The sequence below is a fragment of the Arthrobacter sp. SX1312 genome (genome assembly GCF_002929295.1).
In the GTDB taxonomy this organism is placed as follows: domain Bacteria; phylum Actinomycetota; class Actinomycetes; order Actinomycetales; family Micrococcaceae; genus Arthrobacter_D.
In genome coordinates this window covers 295,937-319,003 of record NZ_PJIM01000001.1, presented here as the reverse complement: position 1 = coordinate 319,003, position 23,067 = coordinate 295,937, and the positions used below count along the sequence as shown (strand labels likewise).

The 23,067-nt window shown below is 67.9% G+C and carries 21 protein-coding genes and 1 tRNA gene; 13 read left to right on the top strand and 9 right to left on the bottom strand.

All coding sequences use genetic code 11. From position 1 onward, the window contains the following. Positions 1-6: 6 nt before the first annotated feature. The 10 genes from CXQ92_RS01495 (at position 7) to CXQ92_RS01450 (ending at position 7,727) form a co-directional block, all read left to right on the top strand. Positions 7-1,350 (top strand): hypothetical protein, encoded by a 1,344-nt coding sequence (locus CXQ92_RS01495; protein ID WP_104164663.1) that lies wholly within the window; start codon positions 7-9, stop codon positions 1,348-1,350. Positions 1,351-1,373: 23 nt separating this feature from the next. Next, positions 1,374-2,348, top strand: coding sequence for a hypothetical protein (locus CXQ92_RS01490; RefSeq protein WP_104164661.1), 975 nt, complete (start codon positions 1,374-1,376; stop codon positions 2,346-2,348). A 9-nt stretch (positions 2,349-2,357) separates the two neighbouring features. Further along, entirely contained in the window at positions 2,358-3,011 is a 654-nt protein-coding gene (locus CXQ92_RS01485) for a hypothetical protein (protein ID WP_104164659.1), read from the top strand. A gap of 5 nt (positions 3,012-3,016) precedes the next feature. Then, on the top strand, positions 3,017-3,436 hold the full coding sequence (locus CXQ92_RS01480; protein WP_104164657.1) for a hypothetical protein: 420 nt from the start codon (positions 3,017-3,019) through the stop codon (positions 3,434-3,436). After that, positions 3,429-3,794: a hypothetical protein gene (locus tag CXQ92_RS01475; protein WP_104164655.1), complete on the top strand. Its 366-nt coding sequence runs from the start codon at positions 3,429-3,431 to the stop codon at positions 3,792-3,794. The genes CXQ92_RS01480 and CXQ92_RS01475 overlap by 8 nt, the downstream gene beginning before the upstream one ends. A 9-nt stretch (positions 3,795-3,803) precedes the next feature. Further along, positions 3,804-4,463, top strand: a complete 660-nt coding sequence (locus tag CXQ92_RS01470) for a GH25 family lysozyme (protein WP_104164654.1) — start codon at positions 3,804-3,806, stop codon at positions 4,461-4,463. Next, positions 4,460-5,110: a M23 family metallopeptidase gene (locus CXQ92_RS01465; protein WP_104164652.1), complete on the top strand. Its 651-nt coding sequence runs from the start codon at positions 4,460-4,462 to the stop codon at positions 5,108-5,110. The genes CXQ92_RS01470 and CXQ92_RS01465 overlap by 4 nt, the downstream gene beginning before the upstream one ends. Before the next feature lie 10 nt (positions 5,111-5,120). Further along, positions 5,121-5,591: a hypothetical protein gene (locus CXQ92_RS01460; RefSeq protein WP_104164650.1), complete on the top strand. Its 471-nt coding sequence runs from the start codon at positions 5,121-5,123 to the stop codon at positions 5,589-5,591. Next, positions 5,591-5,902 (top strand): hypothetical protein, encoded by a 312-nt coding sequence (locus tag CXQ92_RS01455; protein WP_104164648.1) that lies wholly within the window; start codon positions 5,591-5,593, stop codon positions 5,900-5,902. Before CXQ92_RS01460 ends, CXQ92_RS01455 begins: the two co-directional genes overlap by 1 nt. Positions 5,903-5,975: 73 nt before the next feature. After that, positions 5,976-7,727: a polysaccharide deacetylase family protein gene (locus CXQ92_RS01450; RefSeq protein WP_104164646.1), complete on the top strand. Its 1,752-nt coding sequence runs from the start codon at positions 5,976-5,978 to the stop codon at positions 7,725-7,727. 129 nt (positions 7,728-7,856) lie between these two features. Here CXQ92_RS01450 and CXQ92_RS01445 read toward each other — a convergent pair whose 3' ends face one another. Beyond that, complete coding sequence (locus CXQ92_RS01445) at positions 7,857-8,666, bottom strand: type II toxin-antitoxin system death-on-curing family toxin (RefSeq protein ID WP_368784562.1); 810 nt, start codon at positions 8,664-8,666, stop codon at positions 7,857-7,859. Positions 8,667-8,925: 259 nt separating this feature from the next. On the opposite strand from CXQ92_RS01445, the gene CXQ92_RS01440 reads away from it, so the two are divergent. Next, complete coding sequence (locus CXQ92_RS01440) at positions 8,926-9,234, top strand: hypothetical protein (protein ID WP_104164642.1); 309 nt, start codon at positions 8,926-8,928, stop codon at positions 9,232-9,234. Between the two features lie 39 nt (positions 9,235-9,273). Continuing rightward, positions 9,274-9,570 (top strand): hypothetical protein, encoded by a 297-nt coding sequence (locus tag CXQ92_RS17735; protein ID WP_146067343.1) that lies wholly within the window; start codon positions 9,274-9,276, stop codon positions 9,568-9,570. A 6-nt stretch (positions 9,571-9,576) separates the two neighbouring features. Here the strand turns inward: CXQ92_RS17735 and CXQ92_RS01435 are convergent, their stop codons facing one another. Together CXQ92_RS01435 and CXQ92_RS01430 are read right to left on the bottom strand one after the other, a co-directional pair. Next, positions 9,577-10,707 carry a site-specific integrase gene (locus tag CXQ92_RS01435; protein ID WP_104164640.1) on the bottom strand — a complete coding sequence of 377 codons (1,131 nt, stop codon included), beginning with the start codon at positions 10,705-10,707 and terminating at the stop codon, positions 9,577-9,579. 86 nt (positions 10,708-10,793) lie between these two features. Continuing rightward, positions 10,794-10,875, bottom strand: a tRNA-Leu gene (locus CXQ92_RS01430). Between the two features lie 141 nt (positions 10,876-11,016). On the opposite strand from CXQ92_RS01430, the gene CXQ92_RS01425 reads away from it, so the two are divergent. Continuing rightward, positions 11,017-11,619 (top strand): ANTAR domain-containing response regulator, encoded by a 603-nt coding sequence (locus CXQ92_RS01425; protein WP_104164638.1) that lies wholly within the window; start codon positions 11,017-11,019, stop codon positions 11,617-11,619. A gap of 79 nt (positions 11,620-11,698) precedes the next feature. Here the strand turns inward: CXQ92_RS01425 and pyk are convergent, their stop codons facing one another. The 6 genes from pyk to trpB form a co-directional block, all read right to left on the bottom strand. Further along, a complete protein-coding gene (pyk, locus tag CXQ92_RS01420; RefSeq protein WP_104164636.1) occupies positions 11,699-13,189 on the bottom strand; it encodes a pyruvate kinase in 1,491 nt (496 codons plus the stop codon). Positions 13,190-13,236: 47 nt separating this feature from the next. Beyond that, positions 13,237-14,694, bottom strand: coding sequence for a glutamate synthase subunit beta (locus CXQ92_RS01415; RefSeq protein ID WP_104164634.1), 1,458 nt, complete (start codon positions 14,692-14,694; stop codon positions 13,237-13,239). Then, positions 14,687-19,321, bottom strand: coding sequence for a glutamate synthase large subunit (gltB, locus tag CXQ92_RS01410; RefSeq protein WP_104164632.1), 4,635 nt, complete (start codon positions 19,319-19,321; stop codon positions 14,687-14,689). The genes CXQ92_RS01415 and gltB overlap by 8 nt, the downstream gene beginning before the upstream one ends. A gap of 334 nt (positions 19,322-19,655) precedes the next feature. Then, the gene (gene lgt, locus CXQ92_RS01405) at positions 19,656-20,762 is read right to left on the bottom strand and encodes a prolipoprotein diacylglyceryl transferase (RefSeq protein ID WP_104164630.1); all 1,107 of its coding nucleotides are present in this window, start codon (positions 20,760-20,762) and stop codon (positions 19,656-19,658) included. Further along, on the bottom strand, positions 20,759-21,595 hold the full coding sequence (gene trpA, locus CXQ92_RS01400) for a tryptophan synthase subunit alpha (RefSeq protein WP_104164628.1): 837 nt from the start codon (positions 21,593-21,595) through the stop codon (positions 20,759-20,761). Before trpA ends, lgt begins: the two co-directional genes overlap by 4 nt. Then, positions 21,592-22,947 carry a tryptophan synthase subunit beta gene (gene trpB, locus CXQ92_RS01395; RefSeq protein WP_104166600.1) on the bottom strand — a complete coding sequence of 452 codons (1,356 nt, stop codon included), beginning with the start codon at positions 22,945-22,947 and terminating at the stop codon, positions 21,592-21,594. Before trpB ends, trpA begins: the two co-directional genes overlap by 4 nt. Between the last annotated feature and the right edge of the window lie 120 nt (positions 22,948-23,067).

Genomic DNA, 23,067 nt, shown 5'->3' with positions numbered 1-23,067 from the left:
GGCTGCATGCGCCCGATCAGCGAGAACACCTGGCAGGCCCTGACCGGGTCCCGGTCCGGCGACGGCCTCGTGTGCTGGGTCTGGTACGACGGCCGGCTCGTCTACCCCGACCCGCTGCCGGTCGTGTCCTGGTCCCTGCCATGGAAGGGCGAGGACCGTGAAAAGGTGCAGGGCTCACTCAGCATGGAGATCAAGGACCCGGACGGCAAGCTTGGGCCGTGGCTCTTCGATGACCCGCTCGGCGTCGGCGGCGCCCGCGTGCAGGTCCTCTACCAGGTCGGCGGGGAAGGCGACGACATCAGGGTCGGCTGGTACCGCATCACCGGCAACGACACCGAAGAGTCCTGGGCATTCCGGGTCATCCGCGAGGACGGGTACGTAGCCCCCGACTCGGACCTCCCACCCCACTACCGGCACGTCGCGCAGTCCCTCGGCTCCTCCGTGTCCGTCACCGCCCACGAGCTCACCGCCGAACTCGACTCCGACGAGTTCCTGGCCCCCGAGAACCCGTCGACCCCGACCGTGATCTCCGAAGTGACCCGCCTCGTCGGCGACACCATGCCCGTCCGGTTCCGCGGCATCACCGACGCCACCGTCCCCCGCAACGTCGTCTACGAGGCGAACCGCCTCGAAGCCATCCAGGACCTCCTCGCCATGGTCGGCGCGACCTACCGCATGACCGGGGACGGGGAACTCGACTGCTACGTCAAGAGCCCCGAGCCGGTCGCCGTCCTCGCTGGCGGCTCCAACGGCGTCCTGATCAACCTCAAGCGCTCGCAGAACGTCGACGAGGTCTACAACATCGGCGTCGTCACCTCGACGCGGAAGGACACCCAGGTCGTGGACGGGCAGGCCCGCGAGGTCGACGTGCCCGTCATCGGCCGCTACGAGATCACCACCGGCCCTTTCCGGGTGGGCGGCCCGTTCGGACGGCGCGTGGTCCGCAACGACAATCCCCTGATGAACTCGGACGCGAAGGCCTACAAGGCTGCGGAGTCGCTGGTCCTGAACCGGCTGACCTCGCAGACCGTCAACGTGTCTGTCCAGTGCCTGCCGAACCCAGCGATCCAGTGCGGTGACCAGGTCACCGTCGAGGCCCCGCAGGTCGACGGCAGGCTCGTTCCGTTCAACGGGGAGGTCGTCGACATGTCCCTCGGCGGTTCCGGCGGGCGGGTCAATGAGATGACGTTGCTGGTCCGCTGCCTCCTCTCGGACGTCGCCCGGGCCCTGAAGAACCACTCGATCGCAGACAAGATCACCGACACCCGGCCTCCCCTGACGCTCGAAACCGTGAACCCGCTGCGGACCATCGACCAGATGAACCTCAGCGGAGACGACGCCCGCTCCTGACCCGACAAGACCGTGGAGGTGCCATGTCCCTGGACGTACTGATGTCCCTGGACGTACTGATAGGGAAGATCGACCCCGGGCGCTCGCGGTCCCGGCTGGGGACCGTGGTCACCGCGGACGGGATCCGGAAGGTCAACGTGGACGGCAACATCATCGAGTGCACGTGGGCGGACCCAATGGTCGTCGACGACGGGGACCCGGTGAACGTCGAGTTCCACACGGCGGGCATTGGCCAATCTCGCGCGCATGTCGCCTCCCGGTCGACCGCTCAGCCGCGGCCGAGGACGGGCAGGGTCACGCAGGTGCCCGCCGGGTCTCCCACGATCAAGGTTGAAGCGCTCGGCGTCACCTACGACGCCGAGCAGGTCAACGGGCCCTACGTCCTCGATGACATCGTCCACCTGGACTGGGGCGCCGGCAGGGTCCGCGCCATGGGCAAGGCCACCATCACCGCGGTCCAGCGTCCACCCGCGGTCATCGCCCCTCCTCCCCCGCCTCCGGCCCGGCCCCGCACCGGGTACCAGTCCGGGGCCGCGATCGGATCCCGAACCTTTTGGATCCAGGGCAACAGCTGGGGGAGCTACGCCGGAGACGGAAACAAGGTCTATCAGGGCTCTTACGGGAACGCATCCGTCACCGGAGCCTGGTTCTACGGCAACCAGTTCCGGAACCTCATCGGCCGGAGCATCACGAAGGTGCAGTTCCGTACCGGACAGCGCCTCGACGTCGGCAACCACGGCCAGCCCGCGACCTTCCACTTCTACGCCCACACCAACCCCAATCAGCCCGGCGGAGACACCAACCGGGTAGCGGGCCCCTTCAACTGGACCGCAGCGCCAGGCAAGGGCCCTGCATGGATCGAACTGCCACCCGAATTCGGGCAGATAATCGCCGCCGGCGGCGGCATCGCGATCTTCGGCGAACCATTCGCGGCCATGCAAGGCGCAACATCACGATCCCCGGAATCCGGGGCCCTCATCCTCGACTGGTCCTACTAGGAGACCCCCATGCCAGCGAAAACCCGCAACCGCGTCGAAATCCCTGTCGGCTCCGACCCGTACAACCTCACCGCCGACCTGAAAAATGCCTTCGAGTCAGCGCTCCTCACAGTCCCTGTCGAAAACGCGGCCGCCCGCGACGCGCTCGCCGCTCTGTTCCCGAACAACACCCTGCCCTTGAACCTCAGCGTCGCTCGAGCAGATCTTCCCGGCCTCATCGAGACATGGACCGGGGCCCGCTGGATCAGCAACTCCGGCGCGATTCACCTCGAGATCGCGCGTACCGCCGGGGTGAACCTTGCCAACAGCCTTTGGGGCCCCGGCACGCCGTCAGAACTGACAGCTGGCGTCAACGGGGGCGCGTCCCGCAACCCATCCCAGTTCAGCTTCCCAGTGAACAACATGGTCGAGGTCGCACTCGAGGGTATCTACGCGCTGTCGTGGGCTGTCACCGACTTCAGTAGCGGCGCCAACGGGTACATCACTATCCGCCGCGACTCCAACAACCAGGTCCTCGCACAGAAGGCACTCTCGAACACCTTCGATGTGACAGCCGAGCGACCCAGCATCTACCTACCCGCCGGCGCCCGCGTCCGCTTCAACTTCCTCACACTCCAAGCGGTGGAGTGCAAGCACCTCCTCTCGATCACGAAGATCGGCTGAGGGCCATGCCGAGGCTCAAGCCATACGGGCCCCGCGGCGTCATCATGCTCTGCCTGGCTGTAGTCTCCCTCGGCAGGGCAATGGCTTACCTACCCTCCGAACACCCGACATTCACCCCGGTCGTCCTTCTGCAATGGCCAATCCCGATCCCCTTCTGGGGTGCAGTGTGGGCCGTCGTCTGCGTCCTGCTCTTAGTGCAGGCCTTCCGCAGGGACCACGCTCTCGCCCTCGCCGTCATGGCCGCCATGTCAACTCTGTGGGCGGGCATCTATATCTGGGTAGCGGCGACGAAGGCGTTCGAGCAGGGCTGGGATGCGTCCCGGGCCTCATGGATCACAGCAGCCACCTACCTTGCCACCGCAGTCACAGTGGTCTGCGTGTCCCGGATGATCAACAGGCTCGACCGGGAGGTGCCGAATGGTTGACACCGTGCTCACGGTCCTAGGGACGCTGATCACCAGCGCGGGCCTCGTCGCCGTCGCCTGGTTCACCTACCGTTCCACCCGCAAAAGAGACTCCGTCACCGAACGGCTGACCGAGCGACGCGACACCATCGCTGACCGCGACAGCATGATCGCCGGGCTGCGCTCCGACGTCACTGAGCTGCGCACCGAGATGAACGCGCAGAAGGACGAAGTCAGCAAGCTCCGCACCGAGGTCGGGCTCGTGCGCGATCACAACAATGCGCTGATCACCTACTGCTACAAGCTCATCGCGGTCATCCGAGGCAACGGCCTAGCAGACGAGATTCCCACCCCGCCACCCAACGGCATCCACATCTAGGAGGAAGCCATGCTCCACGGCATCGACGTCAGCGCCCACCAGCCCGCGAACATCCCCGCGCTCGTGAGCGCCGACTTCGCCATCATCAAGGCCACCGGCGGGACCGGGTACATCAACCCGCACGCGCTCAAACAGCGCTTCGCCGCGCCCCGCCGGGCAGGCTTCTACCACTTCGCCGGCGACGGCTTCCCGTGGACCAAACCCGAAGCCGAGGCCCAGCACTTCCTCGAGCTGTGGCGTGCACTCGCCCAGCCCGGCGACGTCCCCGTCCTCGACTGGGAACCGCCCGCACCCGTCCACGACACCGCATGGGCCTACCGCTGGCTCGACATCGTCGCCGGTGCCACCGGGACTACACCCCTGCTGTACTGCAACCTCAGCGTCGCGACGTCCTTCGACTGGTCCCGCGTGCAAGCGCTCGGCGTCAAGCTCTGGCTGGCCTACTACGGGAACGACGCGCCGATCCACGGCTACCGAGTCCCGAACCTACCGCTGTGGGCGCAGTTCGTCGCCACCGGATGGGGCCACCCTCCGATCTGGCAGTACACACAGAACGGCTACCTGCCGGGCTACGGCGGCAACCTCGACCTGAACATCGCCTACGAGGATCTTTGGGACGCGAGCACCGGTCGGGACCTGGTCCCCGGGGTGAATGTGAGAGTCCCGTGAGTGCTCTCGTGCAACTGCCCGTCCCGGCCGCCATCACCCAGCTCTACGGGGCCCTCGCCACCGCGGGCGTCATCGGGGACCGATACGGCAATCCCATTCAGCAGCTCGTCGCCAAGTACGGGAACTACCAGGACGACGGGCACGACGGCCTGGACCAAGGATCTGCAGTAGGAACGCCTGTCGTCCCGATGCAGGCGGGCCATGTCGACTTCGCCGGCCTCGGCCAGAATATGCCCGAATGGTGCGCAGCAAAGTGGGCGTTCATTTTCGGCGCCGGCGGGTGGCCCTCGGGCAACATCATCTGCATCGACCACTCGGCCATCGTGGGCTTCCCCTTCGGCACCTACTACGCGCACGGCCGTCAGGTCCTCGTCCAGTCCGGCGCCGACGTCGGCCTCAACACGCGGATCATGCTCTCCGGCGGCGATCCGGACGAGCAGCCCGGGTCCGGCCGCTCCGGAGGCCCGCACCTCCACACCTCAGCAGTCCTCCTCGACCGGGTCTACATCGCCAGGAACTGGGGGCGCGTGGACCCCCTGCAGTACCTCCCCGAAGGGTGGACCGTTCCCACCGCCCCGGGAGGCATCGGCGACCCCGCCACCGGACGTCGCCGGACACTCGTCGGACTACCCGGCATCCCCATCTAAGGAAGGCATCATGGCAGACGAAACACTCGAACAGGCAAACCAGCGCAAGTTCAGCAGCATGTTCGACATCCTCTCGGTCCTCGAAGAGATCGTGTACAAGGCCGTTATGCGGGCCCTGAACTGGAAGGTCCTCGACGGCGGCGGCAAAATGCAGTCGATCTTCGACCTGGTCCGCAGCGGCGGTGGAATCTACACGGAAGTCCCCTGGTACGGGGGCGACGGAAAGGTGCAGGCCGGCGCCCGCAAGACCACCACACTGGCCATCGACGCCGGCTGGTCCGACGCCCGTGCCGGAGGGCTCGCCCGCGAGAACGCCGCGCTGCGCGAAGCCATCCGCCAGCTGTCCCTCGGCCAGGGAGTCACGATCGACTACAAGGAGATCGCCCGCGTCGTCGCCGATGAGGCTGACAATCGAGACCGGGACCGCCTCGAAATCACCCCTGCCCCGGCCGCGCTTGCCACGGAAGAGGTGACGGGCTGATGTCACCAACGCAGGCAGCCCACCCCTGGCGGGCGACGCTCCGCACCGCTGTCGCGGTCGGCATCCCGGCATTCCTCGGCCTCGCGGTCATCCTGCCGGCGATCCTCGCCGAGCTGGCCAACGGGCCACTGGGCCCGTACCTCCCGCCCGGGCTCATCGCCTGGCTTCTCGGCTTCGCGGGCCTGATCACAGCAGCCTCCGCCGCGATCACTAGGGTCCTGGCGATTCCCGGCGTCGTCGAGTGGTGCAGGAAGTACCTGTCGTTCATGTCCCCTGACGGTGATCCGCCCGGACGGCACGAAGCCATCTAGGCGGCAGCATCCAAGCACTATCCCGGGCCTCCTAGTGGGGTCCTTTTTCATGCGACCCCACTAGGAGCCACACATGGGAATCATCACCACACTGCTCGGCTTCAAGAAGCCAGACCGACGCGAGCTTCTCCGCACCCTGGCTGACTCCATCAGCCACAATGCACAGGCAGCTCAGGACCTCATCGCCGCGGACCAGACTCGCCTCACGGCAGTCGAGAAGAAGACCGCCGCGCAGGATACCGACATCGCCACAGCCCAGTCCGGCGCAGTCGGCGCAGCCCGGACGTACACGGACGAGCGGGTTGAGGCGTATCGCACCGTTGACCGTGCTCTCTGGCGTTCGGAGGACGACGGGCATCAGGCGGCCGCCGAGGCCAAGGCGAAGACGTACACAGATCAAGAGGTAGGCAAAAAGGACCTCGCCTTCCGCGGCAAGATCCCTGCAGGCACGGATGTCTCGACGTGGAAGACCAGCGCCTTTAATGGATTCTGGCTGGTCGACACAGGGGCCCTCGCCGCCTCAATAACCGGCTTACCCCCGGCGCTCACGACCCCCACCGGCGTCCTCTTCCACCAGGCCTCAGACAACGGCATGCACTTCCAGGAATTCCGTGCCTACGGCAACGGCGTATACGGTACCTACATGAACGAGAACACCACGTTCAACTCCGGTATCTGGCGGGGTTGGCGCCGACTCCTGACCACGGACGATAACAACGGGACGCCGCTCGGCAACGTGAACCTGTCTACGGTCACTACGCCGGGCCGCTACTACCCCGCTGCCAGCTCCTCGGTCACCGCGGCCAACGGCTACCCGTCCGAGTTCGCCGGCCTCGTCGGACCCCTCGAGGTGGAGAACTGGACGAACAACCCGACCACCGCAATCCACCGCATCCAGACGTACAAGCCGTGGTCCTCCAATAAGTTCGCGATCCGGCACATCTACAACGGCGGTGCGGAAGCGGCGTGGGCGGTCTACGAGCCGGGCGCGGACCTCCGGTCCTACGTTGATGGCAAGATCGCCGCGACCATAGCACCCCCCGGTGTGCACCAGCGGGCCGTCCGCCTCAGCAGCCTCCGACACCGGGTGGGCCCGGTATCTACCGGCGGCAAGGGTGCCATCACACTCGTCATGGACCACGGGACGAACAAGGTCAAGGAGATCGTTCCGCTCCTCCAGGCCCGCGGCCTCCGCGCCACGCTCGCCCTGAACTCCGACATGTACAACCCAGCCACCCCCCGCTACTCCACGAACAACCTCACGACCTGGTCCGAGATCAAGGGCTGGCATGACGCGGGCACATTGGAGATCGCCAATCACGGGCGCACCCACTTCGCCGGCACGACTTACGCCGAGATAGACCATGAGATCCGCGGCGGGCGCACCGAGCTTGAGACGAACCTGCCGGGCGTCGTCGTCGACTCGTGGGTCCAGCCGGGATCAGGCAGTAGCCTCGGGTTCGAAGACGGCACAACCCTCGCCGCCTACTACGAAACCGACGCCGGCCGGATCATCCTCGACAACCACGCCGTCGTGACCGGGCAAGTCCCCGGCACCCGGCTCCTGCCCCTGACCGGGGAACCGATCATCGGGTTCAGCGGCTCCTGGATCGACACCGGGCAAGCCGACATCGACAACGTGAAGAACCTGATCACCTCCGCGGGGGCACAGAAGCGCGGGTTCACCATCCGGTTCCACCCTGAGTCCCTCGACCGGCCGGATAGGATCACCACCGCGCAGCTCACTGAGTTCCTCGACTGGATTGTCGCCCGCCCCGACGTCGTCGTACTGCCGTTGCGTGAGTTCGCAATCGCCACACGCTAACATCGCCGCTACCAGGGCTGCGTATGCCGGGATGCTCCAGCTTCAACCCCGGCACCGCGCGGCGTCATGAGACCGCATAGCAAAAGCGCCCCATCCTCCTCGTGAGGGTGGGGCGCTCTTGGCCGTCACTCAGACTGGCGGCGGCGGATAGTCGGGAACGTACGGCCTGGAATCGACCGTCAGGGTTTCTGTCCAAGCTGTAAATCCGTTGATTCTCAGATCAATCGACGTGCGGCCCAGATCATCCGCAATCAGCGGGATCGGAAGAGTCTCGGTCCAAGGCTGGATTCCACGCGGAAACCACGGCGTGTCCCAATGCTGCTCCACAGTGCCCACCACCGATGCCCCCTGCGCAACCTCCGGGATATAGATGCCCCGCGGACCTCCCTCCCCTAACGTCGCGGTAACTTCCATTTGACGCCCGACATCCACCTCGTACCAGTGCAGTCGGCAGACGACAACTAGCGCGAAGACAGTCGGCAAGGAAGGGAAGGTCACACCTTGAACAGGGAAGGGCTTATAGAGAGCGTCCCGTCCCGTCCAGATACCATTTCCTGGCGAAACCAGAGCCGCCATGTCAACGCGGTCAGATGGTCTGAGAGCATGTTCTTGGAGCCACTCCGCTACATCTGAGAATCCGATGAGATTAGTACTGGCCGAGAGAGCAAATGCTTCCTTCGCGATAAGCGGCAAACTACGAAGCTGCTCGCCATTCAGGCGAAGAAATAGTTCCATAGAGGCCCATGCTGTCCGCTTATTGCCGTCGGTGAAATACTGCGTACTAGCGATGCCATGGAAGAGCGCTGCAGCCTTCTGAAATATGGACGGGAACAGGTCCTCTCCCATGTGCGTGTGCATCGGCCTCCCGGACGCGGCTTCAACGCCACCGCGGTCTTTCACGCCACACCCCGGGCCACCGAATCGTCGGTTCAACGCCACGATCGCATCGGCTTCTAGGTATCGAGTCACCGGCGGGAGAGCCGCTCGAATAGCGGCGCCCACTCCTCCGCCATCTGCTCAGCTAGTTCGAGCGTGGCATCTACATCGACGTAGTCGTGTCCGTCACGGGAGTGACTAGGAGCATTGGCGAATGTAAGCGGTTCACGCTGGTCTTGCCGGGTCGATGACATCAGCCAAGCCTACTACTCGCTGCGCACCGTTATCGGGCTGCGTCGTTGGCGCAAAGTACGGTGCTTGCATGGAACACAAGCCCCGCCCGGGCTGGCACGGCATCCCACCGTCGCGCGACCGGTTTGTCGCGCCCGAGTCACTGCCGCAGCCCACTGAGGACGTGCACTGGACGACGGAGAAGGCTCCACCCGTGTGGGCCGACCTGACATACCCCGGCGACGTCGCGCAAACAGTGAAGGGGTTCGCGATGGCGTGGACCCGTGAGCTCGTACAGGTGCAATGGGTCGAGTACTCGATGGCCCGGACGGCGTGGGTCCGCGCCAATGTCGTTCGCCGGCGGAAGCTCGAAGACCGGCGGCCGGACCGCGACGGCTAGGATGCTGTCCAATGCAGGCCCGACACTGAAGGGGACTCAGTGAAGTCGAAGAACGAGAAGCATGCTGCGCGGCTGGAAAAGGCACAACGGCAGGCGGATGGCTACGACGCCCAGTTCGAGGGCCCAGTGGTTCCTCTGACACCGAAGGCGGCCAAGGAAGCCGCCTACCGCCCTTCACTGCTAGCCGGCCTCATAGGCGGCATCTGGTGGCCAATGGGATGGAAGCAGGCAAACCGCGAGAAGCGGGCAGCCGAGCTTAGGTGGGGTGCGATGACACCTGAACAGCGCAGAGCCCATCACCACGCGACTATGAATTTCGGGCAGGGCGGCGGGTAGCCCGCGCTAGAAGCGCAGGCCTTGCAGCGCCCGCTCGCTGGCGTCAGCGGCCCCTTGGAGGGCATCGGGCATGCGGTGCCCATAAATCCGGTCGGTCATGTCGGTGGAGCTGTGTCCGAGCCGCCTGCTGACGCTGAACAGGGACTGTCCGTCCTGAATGAGCCAGGACGCATGCGTATGCCGCAGGTCGTGGATCCGCGGCGTCTTCGTCAGGCCGTCTGCTTGCGCTCGCCGGACCGCGGGCACCCAATGGTGGTGCCAGAAGAGCTTGTGCTGCACGCGGCCGCCCTGGGGTCCGGTGAAGAGCAGCTCGTCGCCGGGGCGGCTGGCGACGAGCGGTATCAGCGCCTCCACGAGAGTCGGCGGCAGGGAGACGGTTCTCTTGCTGTGCGGGGTCTTCGTGACCCCGACGTAGTGGCCCTTGGACCCGTCTCGCTTCCACGCCTTCGTAATGCGCACGGTCGGGGGTTTGGCGAGCAGGTCGACGTCGCCCACGGTAACGGCCGTTGCCTCGCCGTACCGGGCTCCTGTGAGGACGAGGAATGCTGCCAGGTTCTGGTACTGCTCATCGAGCTGCCGGTGCACCATGGCGAACTCGGTGGCCGTCAGGAATTGTGCGTCGTCCTCCACCTTTTCGGTGCTCGGCAGCGCGGTGCCCCGGCAGGGATTGTCTCCGCGGTAGCCGTACCGGACGCCGGTCTCCATGGCGCTGGCGAGGAGCCCGTGCACGTTGCGGACGGTCTTGGGGCTCAGCCCCTTGTCCATCAGCGATCGAACCCAGTGGGTGACGTGCTTGTGGTCGAGCTTGTCGATCGGGATGTGGCCTATGACGCCAGCGATGTGGCGCTCGAGCATAGTCCGGTAGTTGTGGATCGTCTGCTTAGTCGGCCGGATGAGTTGGTCGATGTGCTCGGTCACGACGGCAGCCACGGTAGGCGTCGTGGTGTTGTTCTGGACGATGGCGTGCTGCGCGATCTCGAAGGAGTTGCCGTTGGTCTCGAGCAGCCTCCTGAGCGTCTCGGCCTCCCCTCGGGAGTCAAAGGTGATGCCCTGGGCCCGCTTCGACTGGGGATCCCGCCACCGCACGGTGAATGACTTCGAACCGTCTTTGCGGGTGCGTTCCATGATGCTCGCCATGGCGATAATCATGGGGTGCTGTGCACCGGATTACAACTTCTGTGCACACTCCGCGCTGCTACCCCGCTCTGACTTGGGCTTTTAGGTGCCCGAAGTGGGACTCGAACCCACACACCTCTCGATACTGCATTTTGAGTGCAGCGCGTCTGCCAATTCCGCCATTCGGGCCGTACCTGCCCGGCTCCTGGGAGGGATGACTTCCTCGAGGGCCGGTGCGCGAAACCACTCTACATGCCGATAGGCTGGATCCGGGAACGGACGCACACAACCCCCGAACCCCTCGCACGCCGTCATCATCAAGGAGCAACAGTGTCTGAACCCACCGAATCCACGCCCGCCGGACCCGCACGCCGGGTCATCGTGGCCGAGGACGAGACGCTCATCCGGCTCGACATCATCGAGATCCTGCGCGGGGAGGGCTACGAGGTCGTGGCCGAGGCCGACAACGGCGAGAAGGCCGTCGCGCTCGCCCATGAGCACAAGCCGGACCTCGTGCTCATGGACGTGAAGATGCCCGTCATGGACGGCATCACCGCCGCGGAGCAGATCGTCAAGGCGCGCATCGCGCCCGTGGTCCTGCTCACCGCGTTCAGCCAGAAGGAGCTCATCGAGCGGGCACGCGACGCCGGCGCCATGGCCTACGTGGTCAAGCCGTTCACCCCGGCCGACCTCATCCCGGCCATCGAGATCGCCATGTCACGCCACGAGGAGATCAAGGCCCTCGAGGCGGAGGTGACCGACCTGCAGGAGCAGTTCGCCACCCGCAAGCTCGTCGAGCGTGCCAAGAGCCTCCTGACCACGAAGATGGGCCTCACCGAGCCCGAGGCCTTCCGCTGGATCCAGAAGACGTCCATGGACCGCCGCCTGAGCATGCGCGAGGTCGCCGAGACGATCATCAACCAGGTCAACTGACCGGGGCATCCGGGCTCACGGACGAAAGGACCCCCTCCCGATTCGGGAGGGGGTCCTTTCGTCCGTGCTGCGGATCAGGCTACTTCTTCTTGACGGGCCACGGGCCCACGCCTTCCTTGATGTAGGACGTGTGGTCGCCGGGGAGCTGACCGGCGTCGGTGATGTCACCGACGCGGTGCACCTTGAGGGAGTTGGTGGAGCCGGCCTGTCCGGGAGGGGACCCGGCGGCGATCACGACGAGGTCGTCCACCTCGACGAGGCCCTGCTCGAAGAGGATGCGGTCCACCTGGGCGGTCATCTGGTCCGTGTGTTCCACGAACGGGACGAGCCGGGGCTGGACGCCCCAGATCAGCGACATGGCGTTCAGCGTCGACTGCACCGGGGTGAAGGCGAAGACCGGCTTCTTGGGGCGCAGGCGGGAGAGGCGGCGGGCCGAGTCCCCGGACTGGGTGAACGTGCAGATGTACTTGGCGTCGAGCTGGTCGGAGATCTCGACGGCGGCGCGGGTGATGGCGCCGCCGCGGGTCTTCGGCTTGCTGCCGAGCGGCGGGACCCGCTCGAGGCCGTGGCGCTCGGTGGACTCGATGATGTCGGCCATGGTGCGGACCGTCTCCATCGGGTACTTGCCCACGCTCGTCTCGCCGGAGAGCATGACGGCGTCCGCGCCGTCGAGCACGGCGTTGGCGCAGTCGGAGGCCTCGGCGCGCGTGGGGCGCGGGTTGTCGATCATGGATTCGAGGACCTGCGTGGCGACGATGACGGGCTTGGCCCAGCGACGGGCGAGTTCGACGGCGCGCTTCTGCACGATCGGCACGTCCTGCAGGGGCAGTTCGACGCCGAGGTCTCCGCGGGCCACCATGATGGCGTCGAAGGCGTCGATGATCTCCTCGAGGGCATCGACGGCCTGGGGCTTCTCGATCTTCGCGATGACGGGGACGCGGCGGCCCTCCTCGTCCATGATCTCGTGCACGCGCTTGACGTCACCGGCGTCGCGGACGAAGGAAAGCGCGACCATGTCGACGCCGGTCTGGATGGCCCAGCGGAGATCGTCCTCGTCCTTCTCGCTGAGGGCGGGCACGTTGACGGCCACACCGGGCAGGTTGATGCCCTTGTTGTTCGAGACCATGCCGCCGACGACGACCTCGGTGGTCACCTTGACGTCGTCGACCGCGGTGGCGCGGAGGGTGACCTTGCCGTCGTCGATGAGCAGCAGGTCGCCGACGTTGACGTCGTGGGGCAGGCCCTTGAACGTCGTGGAGCAGATCTCCTGGGTGCCCTCGACGTCCTCGACGGTGATGGTGAAGACGTCCCCGGGGGTCAGCGCGTGGGGGCCGTCGACGAACCGGCCGAGGCGGATCTTCGGGCCCTGCAGGTCGGCGAAGATGCCGACGGGCTTGCCGAGTTCCGCCGAGGCACGGCGGACGTTCTCGTAGGTGCTGAGGTGCACGGCGTAGTCGCCGTGGCTCATGTTCATCCGGGCGACGTCGACGCCCGCCTCGAGCACGGCGAGCGTGTTCTCGTAGCTGGCGATTGCGGGGCCGAATGTTGCAACGATTTTTGCGCGTCTCATGGAACCTAGCCTAGTCGTGTTGGTCGGGAGAAAAGTGGTGGAGCCGGTCAGAGGACGGCGATGGAACGGTCGCTCGGAGCGACGGGCGCGGGCAGCCGGGTGGAGCCCATGAGCCACTGGTCCACCGCGGCGGCGCAGGCGCGGCCCTCGGCGATGGCCCAGACGATCAGGGACTGGCCGCGACCGGCGTCGCCCGCCGAGAAGACGCCGGGGGTGTTGGTCATGTAGTAGCCGTCGCGCGCCACGTTCCCGCGCACGTCGAACTCCGCCTCGACCTGCTCGGTGATGCCGGCCGGTTCGGCGCCCGTGAAGCCGAGCGAGAGGAACACGAGGTCCGCGGGGATCTCGCGCTCCGAGCCGGCCTTCGGGACGCGGCGGCCGTCCACGAACTCGGTCTCCGCGACCTTGATGCCGCGCAGCACGCCGTTCTCGCCGACGAACTCCACGGTGGACGCCAGGAAGCGGCGCTCACCGCCCTCCTCGTGGGCGCTGGCGATGTCGAAGAGCGTGGGGAACGTGGGCCACGGCTGGTCCGGACGCCGCTCGGTGGACGGCTGCTGGCCGATGGCGAGCGTCGTGACGGACGCGGCCTTCTGGCGGTGCGCGGTGCCGAGGCAGTCCGCCCCGGTGTCACCGCCACCGAGGATGACGACATGCTTGCCCTCGGCGTGGATCTGCTCCTCGACCCGCTCGCCGGCGACCACGCGATTGGCCTGCACGAGGTAGTCCATCGCGAAGTGCACGCCGGCCAGCTCCCGCCCGGGGATGGGCAGGTCGCGCGGCACGGTGGCGCCGGTGGCGACGATCACGGCGTCGTAGCGCCGCTTGAGCTGACCCCAGCTGATGTCCTTGCCGACGGCGACGCCGGTGCGGAAGCGGGTCCCCTCGGCCTTCATCTGGTCCAGGCGCCGCTCGAGGTGGATCTTCTCCATCTTGAAGTCGGGGATGCCGTAGCGCAGCAGGCCGCCGATGCGGTCGTCGCGCTCGTACACCGCCACGGTGTGCCCGGCGCGGGTGAGCTGCTGCGCGGCGGCGAGGCCGGCGGGTCCGGACCCGACGACGGCGATGGTACGCCCCGTGAGGCGCTCCGGCGGGTGCGGTTCCACCCAGCCCTCCTCGAACGCCTGGTCGGCGATGGACACCTCGACCTGCTTGATCGTGACCGGCTCCTGGTTGATGCCCAGCACGCACGACGACTCGCACGGCGCGGGGCAGAGCCTGCCCGTGAACTCGGGGAAGTTGTTCGTCGCATGCAGGCGGTCGCTCGCCTCGCGGCCCTTGTCGCGGAACGTGAGGTCGTTCCACTCGGGGATGAGGTTGCCGAGCGGGCAGCCCTGGTGGCAGAACGGGATGCCGCAGTCCATGCAGCGGCCCGCCTGCGCCTTCAGGACGCCCTTCTCCTGCGCTTCGTACACTTCCTTCCAGTCCATGATGCGGACGGGGACCGGCCGGCGTGGCTGGGTCTGGCGCTCGCGCACCTTCAGAAATCCTCGTGGGTCAGCCACCGGTTACCTCCAGAATCTTGGTCCACGCCTCTTCGCCGTCAGGGTCGAGACCCTGCTCGACGGCGGTGGCGCGGGCGTCCAGCACCGCGGCGTAGTCGCGGGGCAGGACCTTGGTGAATCGTGCAATGGTGTCCTCGAAGGAGTCGAGGAGGCTCTCGGCGAGGGTCGACTCGGTCTCCTCGACGTGCCGGATCAGCAGCTGCCGGACGATCTCGACGTCCTCGGCGTCGAGATCGACGAGCAGCAGCTCACCGTTCTCGAGGCTCTGCCGGTTGACCCGGGCACGCTCGAGGTCCAGCACGAAGGCCGTCCCTCCGGACATGCCGGCACCGAAGTTCCGGCCCGTCCGGCCGAGGATCAGCGCCTGGCCGCCGGTCATGTACTCGCAGCCGTGGTCGCCGATGCCCTCGGCGACGGCGGTGGCTCCGGAGTTCCGGACGAGGAAGCGCTCCCCCACCTGCCCGCGCAGGAACATCTCGCCGCTGGTGGCTCCGTAGCCGATCACGTTGCCGGCGATCACGTTGTGGTCCGCGCGGAACACGTTGGCGCGGTCCGGCCGGACGATGATGCGCCCGCCGGACAGCCCCTTGCCCACGTAGTCGTTGGAGTCGCCGAGGAGCCGGAGGGTGATGCCGGCGGGCAGGAACGCGCCGAGCGACTGCCCGGCCTGGCCCGTGAGGGTGACGTCGATGGTGTTGGTGGGAAGGGTGTCGAGGCCGAACGTGCGGGTGACCTCGTGGCCGAGCATCGTGCCCACCGAACGGTCGGTGTTGACGACGTCCACCGAGATGCGCACGGGCGCCCGGTGCTGCAGCGCGTCGGCGCTCATCTCGATGAGCTTGTTGTCGAAGTGCTGGTCCAGGTCGTGGTTCTGCTTGAGCATGTTCCGCATCGGCTCCCCCGGGCCGAACTCGTTGCCGCGGAGGATCGGGTCGAGGTCCAGGCCGTCGGCCTTCCAGTGCTCGATCGCCTCCCGGGCGTCGAGCAGCTCGCTGTGGCCGATGGCGTCCTCGAGGGTCCGGAAGCCGAGTTCGGCGAGGAGTTCGCGGACCTCCTCGGCGATGAACTCGAAGAAGTTGACCACGAACTCCGGCTTGCCCGTGAAGCGGCTGCGGAGCTCGGGGTTCTGCGTCGCGACACCCACCGGGCAGGTGTCCAGGTGGCATACGCGCATCATGATGCAGCCGGAGACAACGAGCGGCGCCGTGGCGAACCCGAACTCCTCGCCGCCCAGCAGGGCCGCGATGACGACGTCGCGCCCCGTCTTCAGCTGCCCGTCCACCTGGACCACCACGCGGTCGCGGAGGCCGTTGAGCATGAGCGTCTGCTGCGTCTCGGCGAGGCCGAGCTCCCAGGGGATGCCGGCGTGCTTCAGGGAGTTGAGCGGGCTGGCGCCGGTGCCGCCGTCGTGCCCGGACACCAGGACGACGTCGGCCTTGGCCTTCGTGACGCCGGCCGCGACCGTGCCGATGCCGACCTCGGAGACGAGCTTCACGTGGACGCGGGCGCTCGGGTTGGACCGCTTGAGGTCGTAGATGAGCTGGGCGAGGTCCTCGATCGAGTAGATGTCGTGGTGCGGCGGCGGGGAGATCAGCGCCACGCCGGGCGTGGAGTGCCGTGTGCGGGCGATCCACGGGTAGACCTTCTGGCTCATGAGCTGCCCGCCCTCACCGGGCTTGGCCCCCTGCGCCATCTTGATCTGGATGTCGTCCGCGTTGGTCAGGTAGAGACTCGTGACACCGAACCGGCCGGAGGCCACCTGCTTGATGGCGGAGCGGCGCTCCGGGTCCAGCAGGCGTTCGACGTCCTCGCCGCCCTCGCCCGTGTTGGACTTGGCGCCCAGGCGGTTCATCGCGATGGCGAGCGTCTCGTGCGCCTCCTGCGAGATGGAGCCGTAGCTCATGGCGCCGGTGGAGAACCGCTTGACGATGGACGAGACGGGCTCCACCTCGTCGATGCTGATCGGCGCGCGGGCGTCGCCGCGGAGCCGCAGCAGCCCGCGCAGCGTCATCAGGTCCCGGGACTGGTCGTCCACCCCCCGGGTGTAGGCCTTGAAGATGTCGTAGCGGCGCTCCCGGGTGGCGTGCTGCAGCCGGAAGACGGTCTCCGGGTTGAACAGGTGGGGCGGGCCCTCGCGGCGCCACTGGTACTCGCCGCCGTTGTCGAGGCCGCGGTGCGGGTCCTCGATGCCGTCCTCGGGATAGGCGCTGTCGTGCCGGGCCGCGGTCTCGGCCGCGACCACGTCGAGGCCGATGCCGCCGAGCTGGGTCTGGGTTCCGTGGAAGTACTCGTCCACGAGCTCCTGCGAGAGCCCGAGCGCCTCGAAGGTCTGGGCGCCGCAGTAGGAGCTGACGGTGGAGATGCCCATCTTGGACATGATCTTGAGGACGCCCTTGCCGAGGCCCTTGATGAGGTGCGCGACGGCGGTCTCGGCGGTGACGCCGGTGATGTCGCCGTTGCGGACCAGTTCCTCGCAGCTCTCCATCGCCAGGTACGGGTTCACCGCGGAGGCGCCGTACCCGATCAGCACCGCGACGTGGTGGACCTCACGGACGTCACCGGCCTCGACCACGAGGGACGTCTTGGTGCGCGTGGCGCTCCGGAGGAGGTGGTGGTGGACGGCGCTGGTCAGGAGCAGGGACGGGATGGGGGCCCACTGCGCGTTCGAGTCGCGGTCGGAGAGGACCACGTACTCGACGCCGCGGTTCAGCGCGCTCGAGACCTGCTCGCAGATCTCCGCGAGCCGGGCGCGCAGCGCGGACTCGCCGCCGTCGTGCCGGTACAGTCCGCGGACGCGGACGGTCAGCCGGTCGCCGTCGTCGGTCTCGAGGTTGGCGATCTTCGCCAGCTCGTCATTGGTGATGACGGGGAACTTCAGGGCGATCTGCTTGGAGCGGACGCGACCCGTGGACAGCAGGTTGCCGTCGGGGCCGATCGTGACGCCCATGGAGGTCACGAGTTCCTCGCGGATGGAGTCGAGGGGCGGGTTCGTGACCTGCGCGAAGGACTGCACGAAGTAGTCGAAGAGCAGGCGCGGGCGCTTGGAGAGCACCGCGATGGGCGTGTCCGAGCCCATGGCGCCGAGGGGCTCCGCGCCGGTCTTCGCCATCGGGCCGAGCAGGATGCGCAGTTCCTCCTGCGTGTAGCCGAAGGTGCGCTGGCGCCGGTTGATGGACGCCTTGGTGTGGATGACGTGCTCGCGCTCGGGGAGGTCCTCGAGCTGGATCAGGTTCTCCTTGACCCACTCGCCCCACGGGTTCGCGGCGGCGATCTCCGCCTTGATCTCCTGGTCCTCGATGAGCCGGCCCGCCTCGGTGTCGACGAGGAACATCTTGCCCGGCGAGACGCGGCCCTTGCGGACCACGCGGGAGGGTTCGACGTCGAGCACGCCCACCTCGGAGGCCAGGATGACGAGGCCGTCCTCTGTCACCCAGTAGCGCGCGGGGCGCAGGCCGTTGCGGTCGAGGACGGCGCCGACGAGGCGGCCGTCCGTGAAGGACACCGCGGCGGGGCCGTCCCAGGGCTCCATGAGCATGGAGTGGTACTGGTAGAAGGCCCGGCGCGCAGGATCCATGGTGGCGTGGTTCTCCCACGCCTCCGGGATCATCATCATGATGGAGTGCGTGATCGGGCGTCCCGAGAGGGTCAGGAGTTCGGCGACCTCGTCGAAGGTCGCGGAGTCGGAGGCGCCCGGGGTGCAGATGGGGTAGAGCTCTTCGGGCGCGTCTCCCAGCAGCGGGTTGGACAGCTGCGACTGCCGTGCACGCATCCAGTTGCGGTTGCCCTTCACCGTGTTGATCTCGCCGTTGTGGGCGATGGTGCGGAACGGCTGGGCGAGCGGCCACGACGGGAAGGTGTTGGTGGAGAACCGCGAGTGGACGATCCCGAGGCAGGTCTTGAAGCGCTCGTCGGAGAGGTCGGGGTAGAACGGCTCGAGCTGCGCGGTGGTCAGCATGCCCTTGTAGACGATGGTCTTCGAGGACAGCGACGGGAAGTACACGCCGTACTTGTTCTGCGCCCGCTTGCGCACCCGGAACGCCTTCGCGTCGAGGTCGGAGGGGTCGCCGTCCAGGGGCGCGAGGAACAGCTGGACGAAGTGCGGCATGCAGGCACGCGCCATGGCGCCGACGAGGTCCGCGACCACGGGTACGACGCGCCAGCCGAGCACCTCGAGCCCCTCGGCCTCCGCCAGCGATTCGAGGCCCGCGCGCGCGGTGGCCTGCTCCTTCCCCTCGGTCGGGAGGAAGGCGGTGCCGACCACGTAGGAGCCGGCGGGCGGCAGCCGGAAGTCGACGACCGCGCGGAAGAACTCGTCGGGGATCTGCGTCAGCAGGCCCGCGCCGTCGCCGGTGCCCTCGTCCGCTCCGACGGCACCGCGGTGCTCGAGGTTGCGCAGTGCGGTGAGGGCCGCGTCGACGATGTCGTGTCCGGGCTCGCCGCGCAGGGTCGCGATGACCGCGAGGCCGCACGCGTCCTTCTCGTTCTCGGGGTTGTAGAGGCCCGAGGCCTCCGGCACGGAGGCGAACCGGGTGAAGGGCGAGGTCACGGCCTCGGCGTCGTCGCCCGTGGGGGGCGTCGTGGCCGCTGGTGCGGCCTCGGTGGGCGTTCCTGGCGTCAAAGCAGTCATCAGATAAGGATCCTTCCCCCATGATGGAGCGTCGGGAGGGGACAGCCTTTGGCCCCGCGGGCGCCGCTGTCTGGGAGCGGTCGCCGTCGTGTGTATCTCGAGTGCCGGCACCTCTGCCGGTGGTGCCCGGCGCTGTTGGCGGGCAGGTGCTGCGGGCATCAGGCACCCGTGGCGGCGATGTCGGTGCGGGGTCGGAGGGTGATCCGGCCGTCGCACCTGGAGTCCACAACGATGTGGTGTTGCGTCCTTGAGGGGCGGTGGCCCAGGGACTGCTGTCGGGGACCGAATCCCGCGGCTCCGCTTGCGCGGGGGCCCGAGTACGCGGATCGCCTACTCAGGAACCGTCTGTTTCGGACAGGTTACCACGGTCATTCCGCCCGCTTTGCCCCGTGTCCGAGGCGTGGCCACCTGTGGCTGAAGCGTTACGGGAGGCGCCTTTTTCCGACGTCGTCCCCGCACCGTCGCCCGTTCCCGAGGCACTGCCCACGGCTGTCGCGGCGCTGTCGTCGGACCCGCTGTCCACGCTGCCGTCCGCTGCCCCGTCGTCACCGACGGCGTCGGCCGGCTTCGGTTCGCGGCCCGGCAGGTAGACCACCAGCTCCTCGACGCGGTCCCGCTTGACCGAGAGGTAGACGAGGACGGCGACGGACACGAGAAGGACGGCGATGCTGGTCCACACGTTGAGGCGCTGGGTGACGCCGAAGAACGTGATCATCTCGGCGTCGTCGATACGGAGCGCCTCGATCCAGACGCGTCCGAGCGTGTAGTAGGCCGCGTAGAGCCAGAACATGCGGCCGCCGCGCAGGGTGATCTTCCGCGAGAGCAGCAGCAGGAGGGCGACGCCGGCGAGGTTCCAGAGCAGCTCGTAGAGGAACGTGGGGTGGAACAGCGTGCCGGGGGCGGCGCCGGGCGGGAAGTTCGCGTTGTCGGCGTCGATCTCGAGGCCCCACGGCAGCGTGGTGGGTGCGCCGAAGAGCTCCTGGTTGAACCAGTTGCCGAGCCGTCCGACGGCCTGGGCGAGCAGCACACCGGGCGCGGCGGCGTCGGCGAAGGCGGAGAGCTTGACGCCCGCGCGCCGGGCGCCGATCCAGGCTCCGACGGCGCCGAGGGCGATCGCGCCCCAGATCCCGAGGCCGCCCTGCCAGATCTGCGGGATGCGCGCGAGGTCACCGTCCGGGCCGAAGTAGGCGTCCGGGGAGGAGAACACGTGGTAGAGCCGACCGCCGACGATGCCGAACGGGATGGCCCAGATGGCGATGTCCCACACCGCGTCCGCGTGGCCGCCGAAGGAGACGAACCGCTTCTGCGTGAGGAGGAGCGCGAGGAGGATGCCGGCGAGGATGCACAGGGCGTACGCGTGGAGGGTGACGGGGCCGAGGCTGAAGCTCGCCCACTCCGGGGGCGGGCTGGGGATCGACGCGGCGAGGCGTGCGCCGATCACGCGGACGCCTTGCCCGTGCCGGTGCTCAGTTCGCGCGTGAGCTCGGCGACGGCGTCCACTCCGCCGTCGCGCAGGGCGGCGACGAGGGCGGTGCCCACGATCACGCCGTCGGCGTACGCGCCGATCTCGCGCACCTGGGCGGAGGACGAGACCCCGAGCCCCACGCAGACCCGCTCGGCACCGGCGGCGTGCGCCGCGTCGACGACGGCCCGGGCGGCGGCACCGACCGAGGTCCTCGCACCGGTCACGCCCATCACGGACACGGCGTAGACGAATCCCCTGCTGGCGTCGACGGTGGCCTGCATGCGCTGCGGGGAGGTTGACGGTGCCACGAGGAACACGCGGTCGAGGCCGAATGCGTCGGAGGCCTCGAGCCATTCGGAAGCCTCGTCGGGGATGAGGTCCGGGGTGATGAGCCCGGCGCCGCCCGCGGCGGCGAGGCGCTCGGCGAACTCGCGGACGCCCATGCGCATGACCGGGTTCCAGTAGGTCATGACGAGGACGGCGGCATCGGTGGCGCTCGTGATGCCGGCGACGACGTCGAAGATCCGGGGGACGGTGAAGCCGTTGGCCAGCGCCTCGACCGTCGCTTCCTGGATGACGTGCCCGTCCATGACCGGGTCCGAGTACGGGATGCCGATCTCGATGAGGTCCACGCCGTTCTCCGCCATGGCGATGCCGGCGTCGATGGTCGCCTGGACGTCGGGGAAGCCGGCGGGCAGGTAGCCGATGAGGGCGGCGCGGCCTTCGCTGCGTGCCTTCTCGATGGCGGCGGCGGCCTTGGAGCCGGTGGCGGGACCGGTCGAGGGAGCAGTGGCGGGATGCGTGGTCACAGCTGTTCACCCTCCTGGGCGATTTCCTGCTCGGCACTGTCGTCCGGGAGGAGGTCGAAGTATTCCGCGGCGGTCGCCACGTCCTTGTCGCCGCGGCCCGAGAGGTTGACGACGACGATCCTGTCCGACGCCTTCTCCCCCGGTCCGAGGTCCGCCGCGAGGCGCCGGCCTACCTTCATGGCACCGGCGAGGGCGTGCGCGGTCTCGATGGCCGGGATGATCCCCTCGGCCTGGCTGAGGATCTTGAAGGCCTCCATCGCCTCGGCGTCGGTGATGGGCTCGTAGTGCGCCCGTCCGATGTCGGCGAGGTAGGCGTGTTCCGGGCCGACGCCCGGGTAGTCGAGGCCCGCGGAGATGGAGTGGGACTCCATGGTCTGACCGTCCTCGTCCTGCATCAGGTAGGACCGGGCGCCGTGCAGCACGCCGGGGCGCCCCAGGGTGATGGTGGCCGCGTGGCGGCCGGTCTCGACGCCGTCACCACCGGCTTCGAAGCCGTACAGGGCCACGTCGCGGTCGTCGAGGAAGCCGTGGAACATGCCGATGGCGTTCGATCCGCCGCCGACGCATGCGCAGACGGCGTCGGGGAGCTTGCCCGTCTGCTCGAGGATCTGCTCCCGCGCTTCGTCGCCGATGACCTCGTGGAAGTACCGGACCATGGACGGGAAGGGGTGGGCGCCGGCCGCGGTGCCGAGCAGGTAGTGCGTGGTCTCGACATTGGCGACCCAGTCGCGCAGCGCCTCGTTGATGGCATCCTTCAACGTCTGGGAGCCGTTGGTCACGGGGACGACCGTCGCGCCGAGCAGCTGCATGCGCGCGACGTTGAGCGCCTGGCGGCGCGTGTCCTCGGCGCCCATGTAGACGACGCACTCGAGGCCGAGGAGGGCTGCCGCCGTCGCACTGGCGACGCCGTGCTGGCCGGCCCCGGTCTCGGCGATGACGCGGGTCTTGCCCATGCGCTTGGCGATCAGGGCCTGGCCCAGGACGTTGTTGATCTTGTGCGACCCGGTGTGGTTCAGGTCCTCGCGCTTGAGGAAGATGCGCACGCCGCCGCAGTGTTCGGCGAAGCGCTGCGCCTCGGTCAGGAGGGACGGACGGCCGGCGTAGTTCCTGTTGAGCTCGGCGACCTGCGCCGTGAACTCGGGATCGGCCTTGGCCTTGTCGAAGGTGTCCTGCAGCTCGTCGAGCGCGGCGATGAGCGACTCGGGCATCCATCGCCCGCCGTAGGAGCCGAAGTAGGGACCGGGGGCGTGGCGGAGGCTCTCGTCGTGGCTGAGGAATGCCTCGGCCGTCCCGGCGTCGATGGCGTCCTCTGCGCGGTCGCCCGTGCCGTCGTGGCCCGTGTCCTGGTGCATGTCGGTCATGGCTTCAGCGTTCCTGTCCTGTTGGTCCTGACTCGGCGGTGGGTGCCGCCCGGGTCGCCGGTGGACCGGGGTGGCCGGTCCGTGTACTGCTCGCTGTCCCGCCGGGGGCGG